The organism is Streptomyces sp. BB1-1-1 (assembly GCF_031597775.1).
Taxonomy (GTDB): domain Bacteria; phylum Actinomycetota; class Actinomycetes; order Streptomycetales; family Streptomycetaceae; genus Streptomyces; species Streptomyces thinghirensis.
This window is the reverse complement of record NZ_CP134203.1, coordinates 5,552,388-5,565,683: the sequence shown is the minus strand read 5'-3', so window position 1 is coordinate 5,565,683 and position 13,296 is coordinate 5,552,388. Positions and strand designations below refer to the sequence as shown.

Here is a 13,296-nt window from a genome sequence, read left to right as displayed (position 1 = left end):
TTGCGTCGCGGGTCAGTCGGCCGGCCAGGGCACCTGCGGCGACCGGTAGTAGTCGATGCCCAGCGCCTCCCAGCGCGGTGCCTGCTCGGCGAGGCGCACCTTGTAGGTGTCCCAGTCGTGCGTCTTCGCCGGGGACCAGCCCAGCTCGGCGACGCCCGGCAGCCTCGGGAAGGCCATGAAGTCGAGCTGGTCCGGGGTCTCCAGGGTCTCCGTCCACATCGGCGCCTCGACCCCGCGGATCGCGGAGGCGGGGGCGCCCGGCAGATAGGCGGCCGGGTCCCAGTCGTAGGACCGCTGCACCTCCACGTAACCCGCCCAGGACAGGCCCAGCGGAGTGTCCTTGTTGTACTTCATGTCCAGGTACGTCCGGTCGGCCGGGGACAGGATCAGTCCGGTCCCGTTCTGGGCGGCCTTCGCGACCTGCGCCTTCTCCGCGTCGCTGGTGCGGTCCAGGCCCCAGTACTGGACGAGGGCGCCCTCGGCGGGGGTGGCGCCGGCCAGCTGGTGCCAGCCGATGACCGTCTTGCCGTACTTCGCGACGACCGGCTGCACCCGGTCCATGAACCGCACGAAGTCCTCGTGCGGGGTGGAGTGCGCCTCGTCGCCGCCGATGTGGAGGTAGCGGCCCGGGGTGAGCGCGGCGATCTCGCGCACGACGTCGTCCACGAAGTCGTACGTGACCTCCTTGTCCACGCACAGCGAGCTGAAGCCGACCTTGATGCCGGTGTACAGCGGGGGTGCCACGCCGTCGCAGTTCAGCTCGGCGTAGGAGGCGAGGGCCGCGTTGGTGTGGCCCGGCATGTCGATCTCGGGGATCACCTCCAGGTGGCGGGAGGCGGCGTAGCGGAGGATCTCCTTGTAGTCGGCCTTGGTGTAGTAGCCGCCGGGGCCGCCGCCGACCTCCGTGGAGCCGCCGTACGTCGCCAGGCGCGGCCAGGAGTCGATGGCGATGCGCCAGCCCTGGTCGTCGCTGAGGTGCAGGTGGAGCTTGTTGTACTTGTAGAGGGCGACCCGGTCGATGTAGCGCTTGACCTCGTCGACGGTGAAGAAGTGCCGGGAGACGTCCAGCATGGCGCCGCGCCAGCCGTAGCGCGGGGTGTCCTCGATGGTGCCGCCCGCGACCAGCCAGGGTCCGGGCTGCGCGGAGTCCTTCTCGACGGCGGCGGGCAGGAGCTGACGGAGGGTCTGGACGCCGTGGAAGAGACCGGCGGCCTTGCGGGCGGTGATGGTGACGCCGCCGCGGCCGCTGTCCAGGCGGTAACCCTCGTCGCCGTACGGGCCCTTGTCCAGGCGGAGCTGTATGCCGCCGTGGCCGTGGGAGGTGACGGGCAGTCGGTAGCCGGTGGAGGGCCGCAGAAGGTCCGCGAGGTAGTCGCCGACGCGGCGGGCCTCGCGCGAGTCGTCGACGCGGATGTGGGTGCCGCGGGTGATGCGGTACGGGGAGCCGCCCGGGTCGACCGACGCGGGAGCCGGAATCACCCGGTCCAGGGGGGTGGTCGCCGGCGTCCTCCGGTCCGGCGCCGCGCCGGTGGTCATGGCGCCGACCGCGGCGACCAGCAGCAGCGAGCCCAGGATCCGGGTCAGTCGGGGAGTCGTTCTGTGGTGCCGTCGAAGAGGTCTCACGTGCGCTCCCTTCACGATGGTGCACAGATGGGGGTGTAGACCACTCTCCCTCACAACCGCCGTACGCAGAAGCGGTGAAACAATCCGCGCATGGCGGAAATCATCCAGAAGGACGGAACGTGGGTCTTCGACGGCGACACCCTGCGGCTGACTCCCGGGCGGGACAAGAACGTCGGCCTGCTCCGCAGGGAACTGGGTGAACTACTCGTCCCGCTGGCGGCGTTGGCGGGCGTTTCGTTCGAGCAGGGCAAGAAGTCGGGGCGGTTGCGGCTGCGCCTGCGGGACGGCGCCGACCCGTTGCTGCACGCGACCGGCGGCCGGCTGGCCGAGCCGCACGACCCGTACCAGCTGATCGTGGAGTCCGACCGGTACGGCGTCGCCGAGTACTTCGTGGACGAGGTGCGCAACGCCCTGCTCCTCGACCAGGTTCCGTCCGGCCCGGTGGACGCCTACCTGCTGCCCGGCCCCTCCGTACCGCTGTCGGTGTCCGCCGGGGACGGCATCGCGAGCTTCGACGGCGAACGCGTGCGCCTGGAGTGGAAGTGGCAGGCGGAGGACGCCAAGTCGGCCGCCGGAGCGCGCACCCTGCCCCTCGCGGACATCACCGCGGTGGAGTGGCAGCCGACGGTCGGCCTGGAGAACGGCCACCTCCGCTTCACCGTGCGGGCGGCGCCGACCAAGGCGCCGCCCAAGTACGACCCCAACGCGGTGGAGCTGTGGGGCTTCAAGAGGGACCCGCTGATGGCGCTGGTGGCCGCGGCCGTGCAGGCCCGCCTCCCGCACCCGGCCACATCGGCGGCCCGTGCCGCCCTGGAGGACGCCCGGCCGGCCGAGGACACGCCCGCCCCGGCCCCCACCACCACCGAGGACGACCACGACGCGCTGCTGCGCCGACTGCGGGAACTGGGCGAACTGCACCGCTCCGGGGTGCTGACGGACGAGGAGTTCACCCTGGCGAAGCAGGCAGTGCTGAAACGGATGTAGTCACGCACATGCGGCAGGCTTGCCCGAAATCGGGCAGGATTCTTGCGAAACCCTCACTCGTACCCCAGGATCTACCGGGTGCACGACGAACTCGTTGATCATCTGACGCGGTCCACCCCCCTGAGCCGGGGCGAGGCGCTGCGCGTGATCCAGGACGTGCTCGCCTACTTCGAGGAGACGACCGAGGAGTACGTCCGTCGCCGCCACCGCGAGCTCCAGGCCCAGGGCCTGGTGAACGCGACGATCTTCGAGCGGATCGAGGCGGACCTGAAATACCGGGCGGTCGCACCGCCGGAGCTGTCGCTCCGCCAGTTGCGCCGCATCGTCTACGGCTGAGAAGCCGAAGAGGGACACGAGGTTTACGTATACATGTGCGGAATCGTCGGATACATCGGCAAGCGTGATGTCGCCCCCCTGCTGCTTGAGGGCCTCCAGCGCCTGGAGTACCGCGGCTACGACTCGGCGGGCATCGTCGTCACCTCGCCCAAGGCGGCCGGCCTGAAGATGGTCAAGGCCAAGGGCCGGGTCCGCGACCTGGAGGCCAAGGTCCCGGCGCGCTTCAAGGGCACCACCGGCATCGCCCACACCCGCTGGGCCACCCACGGCGCCCCGTCCGACCTGAACGCCCACCCGCACATGTCGGCCGACCACAAGGTCGCCGTCGTGCACAACGGCATCATCGACAACGCCGCCGACCTGCGCCGCAAACTGGAGGCGGACGGCGTCGAGTTCCTCTCCGAGACCGACACCGAGGTCCTCGTCCACCTCATCGCCCGCTCCGAGGCGGAGAAGCTGGAGGACAAGGTCCGCGAGACCCTCCGGCTGATCGAGGGCACCTACGGCATCGCCGTGATGCACGCCGACTTCCCCGAGCGCATCGTCGTCGCCCGCAACGGCTCGCCGGTCGTCCTCGGCATCGGCGAGAAGGAGATGTTCGTCGCCTCGGACATCGCCGCGCTGGTCGCCCACACCCGCCAGATAGTCACCCTCGACGACGGCGAGATGGCCACCCTCAAGGCCGACGACTTCCGCACGTACACCACCGAGGGCACCCGCACCACCGCCGAGCCGACCACCGTGGAGTGGGAGGCCGCCTCCTACGACATGGGCGGCCACGACACGTACATGCACAAGGAGATCCACGAGCAGGCCGAGGCCGTGGACCGCGTGCTGCGCGGCCGGATCGACGACCGCTTCTCCACCGTGCACCTCGGCGGCCTGAACCTGGACGCCCGCGACGCGCGCGCCGTGCGCCGCGTGAAGATCCTCGGCTGCGGCACCTCGTACCACGCGGGCCAGATCGGCGCCCAGATGATCGAGGAGCTGGCCCGCATCCCCGCCGACGCCGAGCCCGCCTCCGAGTTCCGCTACCGCAACGCGGTCGTCGACCCCGACACCCTGTACATCGCCGTCTCCCAGTCCGGTGAGACGTACGACGTGCTGGCCGCCGTGCAGGAGCTGAAGCGCAAGGGCGCCCGTGTCCTCGGCATCGTCAACGTGGTCGGCTCGGCGATCGCCCGCGAGGCCGACGGCGGCATGTACGTGCACGCCGGGCCCGAGGTCTGCGTCGTCTCCACCAAGTGCTTCACCAACACCTGCGTCGCCTTCGCGCTGCTCGCCCTGCACCTGGGCCGCACCCGCGACCTCTCGGTGCGCGACGGCAAGCGGATCATCGAGGGCCTGCGCAAGCTGCCCGCGCAGATCGCCGAGATGCTGGAGCGGGAGGAGGACATCAAGAAGCTGGCCGCGCAGTACGCCGACGCCCGCTCGATGCTCTTCATCGGCCGCGTGCGGGGCTACCCGGTCGCGCGCGAGGCCTCCCTGAAGCTCAAGGAGGTCTCCTACATCCACGCCGAGGCCTACCCGGCCTCCGAGCTGAAGCACGGCCCGCTCGCGCTGATCGAGCCGGCCCTGCCGACGGTCGCGATCGTGCCGGACGACGACCTGCTGGAGAAGAACCGCGCGGCCATGGAGGAGATCAAGGCCCGCAGCGGCCAGATCCTCGCCGTCGCCCACCAGGAGCAGGAGAAGGCCGACCACACCATCGTCGTCCCGAAGAACGAGGACGAACTGGACCCCATCCTGATGGGCATCCCGCTCCAACTCCTCGCCTACCACACGGCCCTGTCCCTGGGCCGGGACATCGACAAGCCGCGCAACCTCGCCAAGTCGGTGACGGTGGAGTAGAGGCTTTTAGGGGCGCGGGGAACTGCGCGAGCAACCCTCCACGCACCCGCGCGGGCAACACAACCGAACGGCCCCCCACGTGTGCCACCAACACGTGGGGGGCCGTTCGGTCGCCGGGGAGCCGCCCAACCCCCCGGCCCGCGGCAGCTAACCGGTGGCCGTCACACCCCGGCCCGCAGCGCGTCGCGAGACACCCGTGGGCCAGTGCGCCAGAACCGCCGTCGCCGCGTACCAGGCGACCACGCCCGCGGCGACGGCGAACCATCCGCCCGCCTTCCCCAGCGCCCCGGCGTCCGCGAAGGCGGCGATCGAGAGCAGCAGCAGGGACACGCAGAGCAGGCCGTACATCCCCTGCCCGAGCAGATCGCCGCCGGCGAACGTCAGGGAGAGGGCGACGAGGGCGAACAGGAGCAGGAAGAGTCCCGCCGCGTTGGCGGAGACCTGGCCGCCGACCGAGACGGCCCAGGTGAACCACAGCGCGCCGAGCACGGTGAAGGCCGTACCGGAGGCGGTGTCCCGGTCGCGCAGGGCGAGCAGACCGGCGACGAAGAGGGCGACGCCGCCGACGTACTGGGCGACGGTCACGGCGTCGGCGGCCGTCACGCCGTCGACCACGCCGGTGTGGCCGACGCCGAAGGCCAGCAGGGTGACGCCGAGCGCGAGTCGGCCGACGATCGTGGTGGTGCTTCCCGCAGAGACGTCGTTGTCCACGGCGGGCTCCCTTCATGCATGTGCGGTTGTACGGTGACCCGTATATGCCCTTCACAAAGGCACAAACACCTCTACGCGTCGGTAGCTTCACGCTGCATGACAGGGAGGGGCCCCGGAGCGGCCGGAACCGCCGCCCGGGCCGTTACGGAATGACCACCACGGGCCGCTTCGCCCGCTTGGCGAGCCGGCCGGCGACGGAGCCGAAGAGGCGGCCCACCAGGCCGTGGCTGGAGCCGACGACGATGGCGTCCGCCTCATACTCCCGGCCCACCTCCTCGAGTTCGTGGCAGATGTCGCCGCCGCGCTCGACCAGGATCCAGGGCACCTCGGCGAGATAGTCCGCGCACGCCAGCTCCAGCCCCAGCACCTCGGTGCGGTGGTCCGGTACGTCGACGAAGACGGGGGGCTCGCAGCCGGCCCACACCGTGGTGGGCAGCCGGTTGGCCACGTGCACGATGACCAGGCCCGAGCCGAGCCGGCGTGCCATGCCGATGGCGTACGCGAGGGCGCGCTCACTGGACGTGGAGCCGTCGAAGCCGACGACGACGCCGTGCTTGAAGGCTGGGTCGCACGACTGGCGTGGATCTTCGGCCGCCAGGGGCTCGGCCGCCGTAGGTTCGGCGACGGGCCGCTTGCGGTCCGCGGGTTCGAAGAATTCGTGACCGGCCATGGCTGTCTCGGCGTTTTTATCCTCTATGGGGGACAACAGTGTGCGGCGGAGCTGTGTGTCCGGGAATGGTCTTCCCAAGCCCATACCCCCAAGGGTACGGCGCCACGCCTCCTTCGCCCAGATCCCGCGTACGGTCCGCCGCGGGTTCCCCGGAGCATGCCCGAGGGGGCGCCCGTAACGCAATGGTTGCTGCGCTGTACAGGCGGTTTGCACAGGATTCAACTGTCGGTGATCGGTCGTGACCGGCGCTTCGCACAAACGTTGATCTCCATGCCGCCAGCCCCAGGGAGCACGCATGTCCGGACCGCACCAACCCTCCGAGCCGCCGCCCGGTGCACCCGACGCCCCCGATCCGGCCGCGCCGTCCCGGGACGGCGTCACCGATCTCGTCCGCTGGGCGGCCTTCAGCTGCTTCCTCGTCCCGGTCGTACTCCTCTGGTACGGCACCTCATTCGCCGGCACCGCAGGCACGGCCCTGGGTCTGGCCGCCGTCACCGGCGCCTGCCGCCTGCTGCTGCGCCGATCCGAGCGCGTCGCGGCGCGGCCGGCCGGCGAGGATGGCGCCGTGCGGGCCGGTCGCCGGCACCGGGCCGGGCCGCCGGCCCGCAGGGGCGGACGGCACGCCGGGGAAAACACACCGGTCGACTGACCGGTTTCCGCGCACGCGTCCGCTTCTTTTCAGCCAACTTCTGAGGGTGGCTCATCACTGCCCCCCACCACCCCCCAACCCCCGTTCCACCTGCACGGAAAGGGTCTCCGGGACCCTGCGCACCCTACGGGGATTGGCCACTGCGACAAGGCGCACTTCCCTGGGGCGCCCCGGAGTGCCACGCTTCGTGATCGACTGCTTCACGCCAAGTTGCCATGTCGACAATGTCCCAAGTGCCGAACCGGCCACCTCGGCGCGATGGGACACAGTAGATTCGATCTTGACTGTCTACGGCGGGGGACTCGTGCAGGACCGAGGGGAAACGTGTTGGAGCGACAGACCCGAAAGGATCAGGGCGCCGCGACCACCGAGGGGGGCTTAGCAATTATGAGCCACGACTCCACTGCCGCGCCGGAAACCGCGGCCCGGAAGCTCTCCGGGCGACGCCGCAAGGAGATCGTCGCGGTGCTGCTGTTCAGCGGCGGCCCCATCTTCGAGAGTTCCATACCGCTGTCGGTGTTCGGGATCGACCGCCAGGACGCAGGCGTGCCGCGCTACCGGCTGCTGGTGTGCGCCGGCGAGGAGGGCCCGCTGCGGACCACGGGGGGCCTGGAACTCACCGCGCCCCAGGGCCTGGAGGCGATCTCCCGGGCCGGCACCGTCGTGGTGCCCGCCTGGCGGTCGATCACCTCTCCGCCACCGGAGGACGCGCTCGACGCCCTGCGCCGCGCGCACGAGGAGGGCGCCCGCATAGTCGGGCTGTGCACCGGCGCCTTCGTACTCGCGGCGGCGGGCCTGCTCGACGGCCGCCCCGCGACCACCCACTGGATGTACGCGCCGACGCTGGCCAAGCGCTATCCGTCGGTGCACGTCGATCCGCGCGAGCTGTTCGTGGACGACGGCGACGTGCTGACGTCGGCGGGCACCGCGGCCGGCATCGACCTGTGCCTGCACATAGTGCGCACGGACCACGGCAACGAGGCGGCCGGCGCGCTGGCCCGCCGCCTGGTGGTCCCGCCGCGCCGCTCGGGCGGCCAGGAGCGCTACCTCGACAGGTCTTTACCGGAGGAGATCGGCGCCGACCCGCTCGCCGAGGTCGTCGCCTGGGCGCTGGAGCACCTCCACGAGCAGTTCGACGTGGAGACGCTGGCGGCCCGCGCGTACATGAGCCGCCGCACCTTCGACCGCCGTTTCCGCTCGCTCACCGGCAGCGCCCCGCTGCAGTGGCTGATCACCCAGCGGGTGCTCCAGGCGCAGCGCCTGCTGGAGACGTCCGACTACTCGGTGGACGAGGTCGCGGGCCGCTGCGGCTTCCGCTCCCCGGTGGCACTGCGCGGCCACTTCCGCCGCCAGCTCGGTTCGTCCCCGGCCGCCTACCGGGCCGCCTACCGGGCCCGCCGACCGCAGGGCGACCGGACGGTGGTCACGGAGGCCGGCACCGAGGGAGCCCCCCGGGTTCCCGTCCCGCCCGAGGCCGCCGCCCTGCCACCGGAGAGCGCCGTCCCGTACCAGACCCGCCGCAGCGCACCGCCGATGCCGACGGCGGCGAGCCTGCCGGGGCAGCGCAGCGCGCCGTGAACCTGTGAACGCCGGACGGGCGGTTCCGTCCGTCCGGCCGCACCCTCCGATGCCGGTCGGGCCGACCCACTCAGCCCGTCCGGCGTTTGAGGACGAGGCCGTCCAGGCCGATGCCGGGGCCCGGGGGCGGCAGCCCCCGGCGAGGCCCACACCGATGCCGGGGGCCCATCCCACGGAGGTCAGCCGTAGGGTGTCCGCATGAACGATCGCATGGTGTGGATCGACTGCGAGATGACCGGCCTCTCGCTGTCCGACGACGCTCTCATCGAGGTGGCCGCCCTCGTCACCGACTCCGAGCTGAACATCCTCGGCGAAGGTGTCGACATCGTCATCCGTCCGCCGGAGCGGGCCCTGGAGACGATGCCGGAGGTGGTGCGTCAGATGCACACCGCGTCCGGCCTGCTCGCCGAGCTCGACGGCGGCACGACGCTGGCGGACGCCGAGGCGCAGGTCCTGGCCTACGTCCGGGAGCACGTGAAGGAGCCCGGCAGGGCGCCGCTGTGCGGCAACTCGGTCGGCACCGACCGCGGCTTCCTGCTGAGGGACATGGCGACGCTGGAGGACTACCTCCACTACCGGATCGTCGACGTCTCCTCGATCAAGGAGCTGGCCCGCCGCTGGTACCCGAGGGCGTACTTCAACAGCCCCGAGAAGAACGGCAACCACCGGGCGCTCGCCGACATCCGCGAATCCATCGCCGAACTGCGCTACTACCGGGAAGCCGTCTTCGTCCCGCAGCCCGGTCCCGACTCCGAAACCGCCAAGGCGATCGCCGCGAAGCACGTCGTGCGGGCCCGGTAACAGCACGCCGTGCGGGCCCGGTAAAGGCGTGCGCGAGCACCCCTTCGGACCCTGTACACTTTTTCTCAGCCGGTCGGGGACACCCACCACGGGTTCCGAAGACCGGCCATGGTGGGTGTAGCTCAGTTGGTAGAGCACCTGGTTGTGGTCCAGGTGGCCGCGGGTTCAAGTCCCGTCACTCACCCTGATCCGTCAGCCGGTGACCTTCGCGAGAAGGTCACCGGCTGACTGCGTTCCCTCGCAGACCGGACCGGCGACGAGGCCGCGCAGCGGCCGATGGCCCCGGGGAGAGGTCACCGGCCGACGCCCCGCCGGGGCACGTCACGACGACGCCCGCTCCACCAGCTCCGTCGGCAGCACCACCTGGTGCCGCTCCAGCCCCCGCGAGGCCGCCGGGCGGCGGTCCGCGATCTCGGTGAGCAGCAGGTCTATCATCGCGCGGCCCATCTCCTCGATGGGCTGCCGCACACTGGTCAGCGGCGGCTCCATGTGGCGGGCGATGGCCGAGTCGTCGTAGCCGACCAGCGCCACGTCGTCCGGGATGCGCCGGCCCGCCTCGCGCAGGGCCTGGCGGGCGCCGGCCGCGGTGACGTCCGAGCCGGCGAAGACGGCGTCCAGGTCGGGGCGGCGGCGCAGCAGCTCCACCATGGCGCTGCGCCCGCCCTCCTCCGTGAAGTCCCCCGCCTCGATCAGCCGCTCGTCCGCGTCGTGGCCCGCGTCGCGCAGGGCCTCGCGGTAGCCGTCGACGCGCCGCTGGGCACCGTAGACGTCGAGGCGGCCGGTGATGTGCGCGATGTGGCGGCGGCCTCGGGACAGCAGGTGTTCGACGGCCGAGCGGGCGCCGCCGTAGTTGTCCGAGTCCACCGACGCCAGCGACTCCCGGGCCGAGCGCGGGCCGCTGATCACCGCGGGGATCTCCAGCTGGGACAGCAGGTCGGGCAGCGGGTCGTCGGCGTGCACCGAGACCAGCAGGACGCCGTCCACGCGGTGCGCGGCCAGGTACTGGGCGAGCCGCTGCCGCTCCCGGTCGCTGCCCGCGAAGATCAGCAGCAGTTGCATCTCGGTGTCGGACAGTTCGGAGCCGACACCCTTCAGCATGTCCGAGAAGTACGGTTCCGCGAAGAAACGGGTCTCCGGCTCGGGCACCACCAGCGCGATGGCGTCCGTGCGGTTGGCGGCCAGGGCGCGGGCCGCCGTGTTCGGAACGTAGCCGAGTTCCGCGACCGCCGCCTCCACCGCCGCCCGGGTCGCGTCGCTGACCCGGGGCGAGCCGTTGATCACCCGGGAGACCGTTCCTCTGCCGACGCCCGCCCGTGCCGCCACCTCTTCGAGGGTGGGCCGGCCACCGCTCCGCCCACGCGCTCCGTGGCTTGCCATCGGCTCCGCCTCCCGTCGACACCCCGCACTCTGCGGCTGGCCTGGAATTTAACAGGCCGGTCGGGTGTAATGACCGGCTCCGGGCCGCCGCCCGCCGTGGGGAGGTGCCTCGACGCCGCTCGCGACGTCCAGTTAACAGGCCGATAACTGAACGCATTTCGTCGCGTCCGCGCCCTTGACACCCCCGCCCGGACCGACGACTCTTCAACACATCACTTGTGGGAGCGCTCCCACACTACCTGGCACATACACATCCCGCACGTTCCCCGCCCGAGCCGCAGCGTCGAACGAACCACATGAAGCAGCGGGCCCAACCATGTAGTTGGCCGGGGGGTCGGCACGTCAGGGCAACAGGAGGACGCAATGCGAGCAGCACGTAATCGATCCGCCCGCAAGGCGGTGGTCGTCGCGGCCATCGCGTCGCTGGGCGCCGGGCTGCTGGCCGGCTGCGCCGACGACGGCAACGACGAGGACAGCTCGTCGTCGGGCGACAGCAGCGGCAAGACCACCATCACCCTCGGCCTGTTCGGCACCATGGGCTTCAAGGAGGCGGGCCTCTACGAGGAGTACGAGAAGCTCAACCCCGACATCAACGTCGAGGAGACCGTCACCGAGCGGAACGAGAACTACTACCCCGCTCTGGTCAACCACCTCACCACCGAGAGCGGCCTCCAGGACGTCCAGGCCATCGAGGTCGGCAACATAGCCGAGGTCGTCGCGACCCAGGCGGACAAGTTCGCCGACATGGCCAAGGTCGAGGGCGTCCAGCCGAGCAGCTGGCTGGACTGGAAGTGGAAGCAGGGCGTCACCAAGGACGGCCAGGCGGTCGGCCTCGGCACCGACATCGGCCCGATGGCCATCTGCTACCGCAAGGACCTCTTCGAGAAGGCGGGCCTGCCGACCGACCGCGACGAGGTCAGCGCGCTGTGGGCCGGGGACTGGAAGAAGTTCGTCGAGACCGGCGAGAAGTACAAGAAGGGTGCCGGCAAGGACACCTACTTCATGGACTCGCCCGGCGGTCTGATCAACGCCATCCTCAGCAGCGAGGAGGAGAAGTTCTACGACTCCTCCGGCGAGGTCATCTACAAGACCAACCCGGCCGTCAAGGACGCCTTCGACCTGACCGCGGAGGCCGCGGAGAAGGGCCTGGTCCAGGCGCAGACCCAGTTCCAGCCGGCCTGGGAACAGACCATCTCCAACAACCTGTTCGCCACCGTCGCCTGCCCGCCGTGGATGATCGGCACCATCAAGGGCAAGTCCCAGCCCGATGCGGCCGGCAAGTGGGACGTGGCCGTGGCTCCGAAGTCCGGCAACTGGGGCGGCTCCTTCCTGGGCGTGCCCAAGAGCGGCAAGAACGTGAAGGAGGCGCAGAAGCTGGTCGCCTGGCTGACCGCGCCGGAGCAGCAGGCCAAGCTGTTCGCCGTGCAGGGCAGCTTCCCGAGCGCCCCGGCCGCCTACAAGCTTCCCCAGGTGACGGACGCGAAGAACGAGATGACCGGTGCCGCGCCGATCGGTGACATCTTCGCCAAGGCCGCCGAGGCCATCCCGGCCCAGGTGATCGGCCCGAAGGACCAGATCATCCAGCAGGGTCTGACCGACAACGGCGTCATCCTCGTCACCCAGGGCAAGTCGCCCGAGGAGGCCTGGGAGAACGCCACCAAGACCATCGACAACAACCTGGAGAAGTGACCGGAATGACCACCCGGCACGACACCGCCGCGCCCCCCGCCAAGGGGGGCGCGGCCCCGGGCGGACCGCCCGGTGACGCGGTCCCCGACGAGGTGGCCAGGAAACGGGCCCGGCTCTCCCGCCGCTGGCAGCGGGACATGCGCTGGAGCCCGTACGCGTTCGTCGCACCGTTCTTCGTGTTCTTCGCCGCGTTCGGCCTGTTCCCGCTGATCTACACCGGCTGGGCCTCGCTGCACACGGTGGAGCTGACGGCGCCCACCGACATGGCGTGGACGGGCCTGGACAACTACACCAGGATCTTCGACGACGACTTCTTCTGGAACGCCGCGAAGAACACACTGACCATCGGCATCATCTCCACGGTGCCGCAGCTGATGATGGCGATGGGCCTGGCGCACATCCTCAACTACAAGCTGCGCGGCTCCACCTTCTACCGCGTCATCATGCTCGCGCCGTACGCCACGTCGATCGCCGCCGCCGCGCTGGTCTTCGTACTGCTCTTCGGCCGCGACTACGGCATGATCAACTGGGTGCTCGACTCGGTGGGCCTGGGCAAGGTCGACTGGCAGAACGACAAGTGGGCGTCCCAGTTCGCCGTCTCGTCGATCGTCATCTGGCGCTGGACCGGCTACAACGCGCTGATCTACCTGGCGGCGATGCAGGCGATCCCGCAGGACCTGTACGAGTCGGCGGCGCTGGACGGTGCCAGCCGGTGGCGGCAGTTCATCCACGTCACGCTGCCCGCGCTGCGCCCGACGATCCTGTTCACGGTCGTCGTGTCGACCATCGGCGCCTCGCAGCTGTTCGGTGAGCCGCTGCTGTTCGACGCCAACAAGGGCGCCTCGGGCGGCGGCCAGCACCAGTTCCAGACGCTCGGCCTGTACCTGTACGAGCAGGGCTGGGTCAACCAGCACCTGGGCCGCGCCTCCGCGATCGCCTGGACGATGTTCCTGATCCTCATCGTGATCGGGCTCGTCAACTACGTCATCTCGCGCCGGCTGCGCGCCAGTAGTTAAGGAGAACCGGC

Annotated in this window: 12 protein-coding genes and 1 tRNA gene; 9 read left to right on the top strand and 4 right to left on the bottom strand. The window is 70.5% G+C overall.

Translation table 11 applies throughout. From position 1 onward, the window contains the following. Positions 1–12: 12 nt before the first annotated feature. On the bottom strand, positions 13–1,623 hold the full coding sequence (locus RI578_RS25565) for a beta-N-acetylhexosaminidase (RefSeq protein ID WP_310873259.1): 1,611 nt from the start codon (positions 1,621–1,623) through the stop codon (positions 13–15). 90 nt (positions 1,624–1,713) lie between these two features. Between RI578_RS25565 and RI578_RS25560 the strand changes: the two genes are divergently transcribed. The 3 genes from RI578_RS25560 to glmS all read left to right on the top strand — a co-directional run bounded on the left by RI578_RS25560 (position 1,714) and on the right by glmS (position 4,794). Next, a complete protein-coding gene (locus tag RI578_RS25560) occupies positions 1,714–2,607 on the top strand; it encodes a DUF4429 domain-containing protein (RefSeq protein ID WP_310873258.1) in 894 nt (297 codons plus the stop codon). 78 nt (positions 2,608–2,685) lie between these two features. After that, the gene (locus RI578_RS25555; RefSeq protein WP_310873257.1) at positions 2,686–2,943 is read left to right on the top strand and encodes a hypothetical protein; all 258 of its coding nucleotides are present in this window, start codon (positions 2,686–2,688) and stop codon (positions 2,941–2,943) included. Positions 2,944–2,976: 33 nt separating this feature from the next. After that, complete coding sequence (glmS, locus tag RI578_RS25550; RefSeq protein WP_310873256.1) at positions 2,977–4,794, top strand: glutamine--fructose-6-phosphate transaminase (isomerizing); 1,818 nt, start codon at positions 2,977–2,979, stop codon at positions 4,792–4,794. 147 nt (positions 4,795–4,941) lie between these two features. Here glmS and RI578_RS25545 read toward each other — a convergent pair whose 3' ends face one another. Further along, positions 4,942–5,505: a GPR1/FUN34/YaaH family transporter gene (locus RI578_RS25545; protein WP_310873255.1), complete on the bottom strand. Its 564-nt coding sequence runs from the start codon at positions 5,503–5,505 to the stop codon at positions 4,942–4,944. 142 nt (positions 5,506–5,647) lie between these two features. Next, positions 5,648–6,175: a universal stress protein gene (locus RI578_RS25540; RefSeq protein ID WP_310873254.1), complete on the bottom strand. Its 528-nt coding sequence runs from the start codon at positions 6,173–6,175 to the stop codon at positions 5,648–5,650. A 295-nt stretch (positions 6,176–6,470) separates the two neighbouring features. Between RI578_RS25540 and RI578_RS25535 the strand changes: the two genes are divergently transcribed. The 4 genes from RI578_RS25535 (at position 6,471) to RI578_RS25520 (ending at position 9,387) form a co-directional block, all read left to right on the top strand. Beyond that, entirely contained in the window at positions 6,471–6,824 is a 354-nt protein-coding gene (locus RI578_RS25535) for a hypothetical protein (protein WP_310873253.1), read from the top strand. A 387-nt stretch (positions 6,825–7,211) separates the two neighbouring features. Beyond that, positions 7,212–8,402, top strand: coding sequence for a helix-turn-helix domain-containing protein (locus RI578_RS25530; protein ID WP_310873252.1), 1,191 nt, complete (start codon positions 7,212–7,214; stop codon positions 8,400–8,402). Positions 8,403–8,600: 198 nt separating this feature from the next. Then, positions 8,601–9,203 carry an oligoribonuclease gene (orn, locus tag RI578_RS25525; protein ID WP_310873251.1) on the top strand — a complete coding sequence of 201 codons (603 nt, stop codon included), beginning with the start codon at positions 8,601–8,603 and terminating at the stop codon, positions 9,201–9,203. A 111-nt stretch (positions 9,204–9,314) separates the two neighbouring features. After that, positions 9,315–9,387, top strand: a tRNA-His gene (locus RI578_RS25520). 137 nt (positions 9,388–9,524) lie between these two features. Here the strand turns inward: RI578_RS25520 and RI578_RS25515 are convergent. Next, positions 9,525–10,580 (bottom strand): LacI family DNA-binding transcriptional regulator, encoded by a 1,056-nt coding sequence (locus RI578_RS25515; protein ID WP_310873250.1) that lies wholly within the window; start codon positions 10,578–10,580, stop codon positions 9,525–9,527. 363 nt (positions 10,581–10,943) lie between these two features. Here RI578_RS25515 and RI578_RS25510 point away from each other — a divergent pair, with 363 nt between their 5' ends. Both RI578_RS25510 and RI578_RS25505 read left to right on the top strand, forming a co-directional pair. Next, on the top strand, positions 10,944–12,269 hold the full coding sequence (locus tag RI578_RS25510; protein ID WP_310873249.1) for an extracellular solute-binding protein: 1,326 nt from the start codon (positions 10,944–10,946) through the stop codon (positions 12,267–12,269). Between the two features lie 5 nt (positions 12,270–12,274). After that, positions 12,275–13,285, top strand: coding sequence for a sugar ABC transporter permease (locus RI578_RS25505; RefSeq protein ID WP_310875857.1), 1,011 nt, complete (start codon positions 12,275–12,277; stop codon positions 13,283–13,285). Positions 13,286–13,296: the final 11 nt, after the last annotated feature.

Bases quoted from the DNA above. Each gene is read 5' to 3' on its own strand.
- RI578_RS25560 (WP_310873258.1), top strand. From the start codon at position 1,714: ATGGCGGAAATCATCCAGAAGGACGGAACGTGGGTCTTCGACGGCGAC.
- glmS (WP_310873256.1), top strand. From the start codon at position 2,977: ATGTGCGGAATCGTCGGATACATCGGCAAGCGTGATGTCGCCCCCCTG.
- RI578_RS25540 (WP_310873254.1), bottom strand. From the start codon at position 6,175: ATGGCCGGTCACGAATTCTTCGAACCCGCGGACCGCAAGCGGCCCGTC.
- RI578_RS25535 (WP_310873253.1), top strand. From the start codon at position 6,471: ATGTCCGGACCGCACCAACCCTCCGAGCCGCCGCCCGGTGCACCCGAC.
- RI578_RS25530 (WP_310873252.1), top strand. From the start codon at position 7,212: ATGAGCCACGACTCCACTGCCGCGCCGGAAACCGCGGCCCGGAAGCTC.
- orn (WP_310873251.1), top strand. From the start codon at position 8,601: ATGAACGATCGCATGGTGTGGATCGACTGCGAGATGACCGGCCTCTCG.
- RI578_RS25515 (WP_310873250.1), bottom strand. From the start codon at position 10,580: ATGGCAAGCCACGGAGCGCGTGGGCGGAGCGGTGGCCGGCCCACCCTC.
- RI578_RS25510 (WP_310873249.1), top strand. From the start codon at position 10,944: ATGCGAGCAGCACGTAATCGATCCGCCCGCAAGGCGGTGGTCGTCGCG.
- RI578_RS25505 (WP_310875857.1), top strand. From the start codon at position 12,275: ATGACCACCCGGCACGACACCGCCGCGCCCCCCGCCAAGGGGGGCGCG.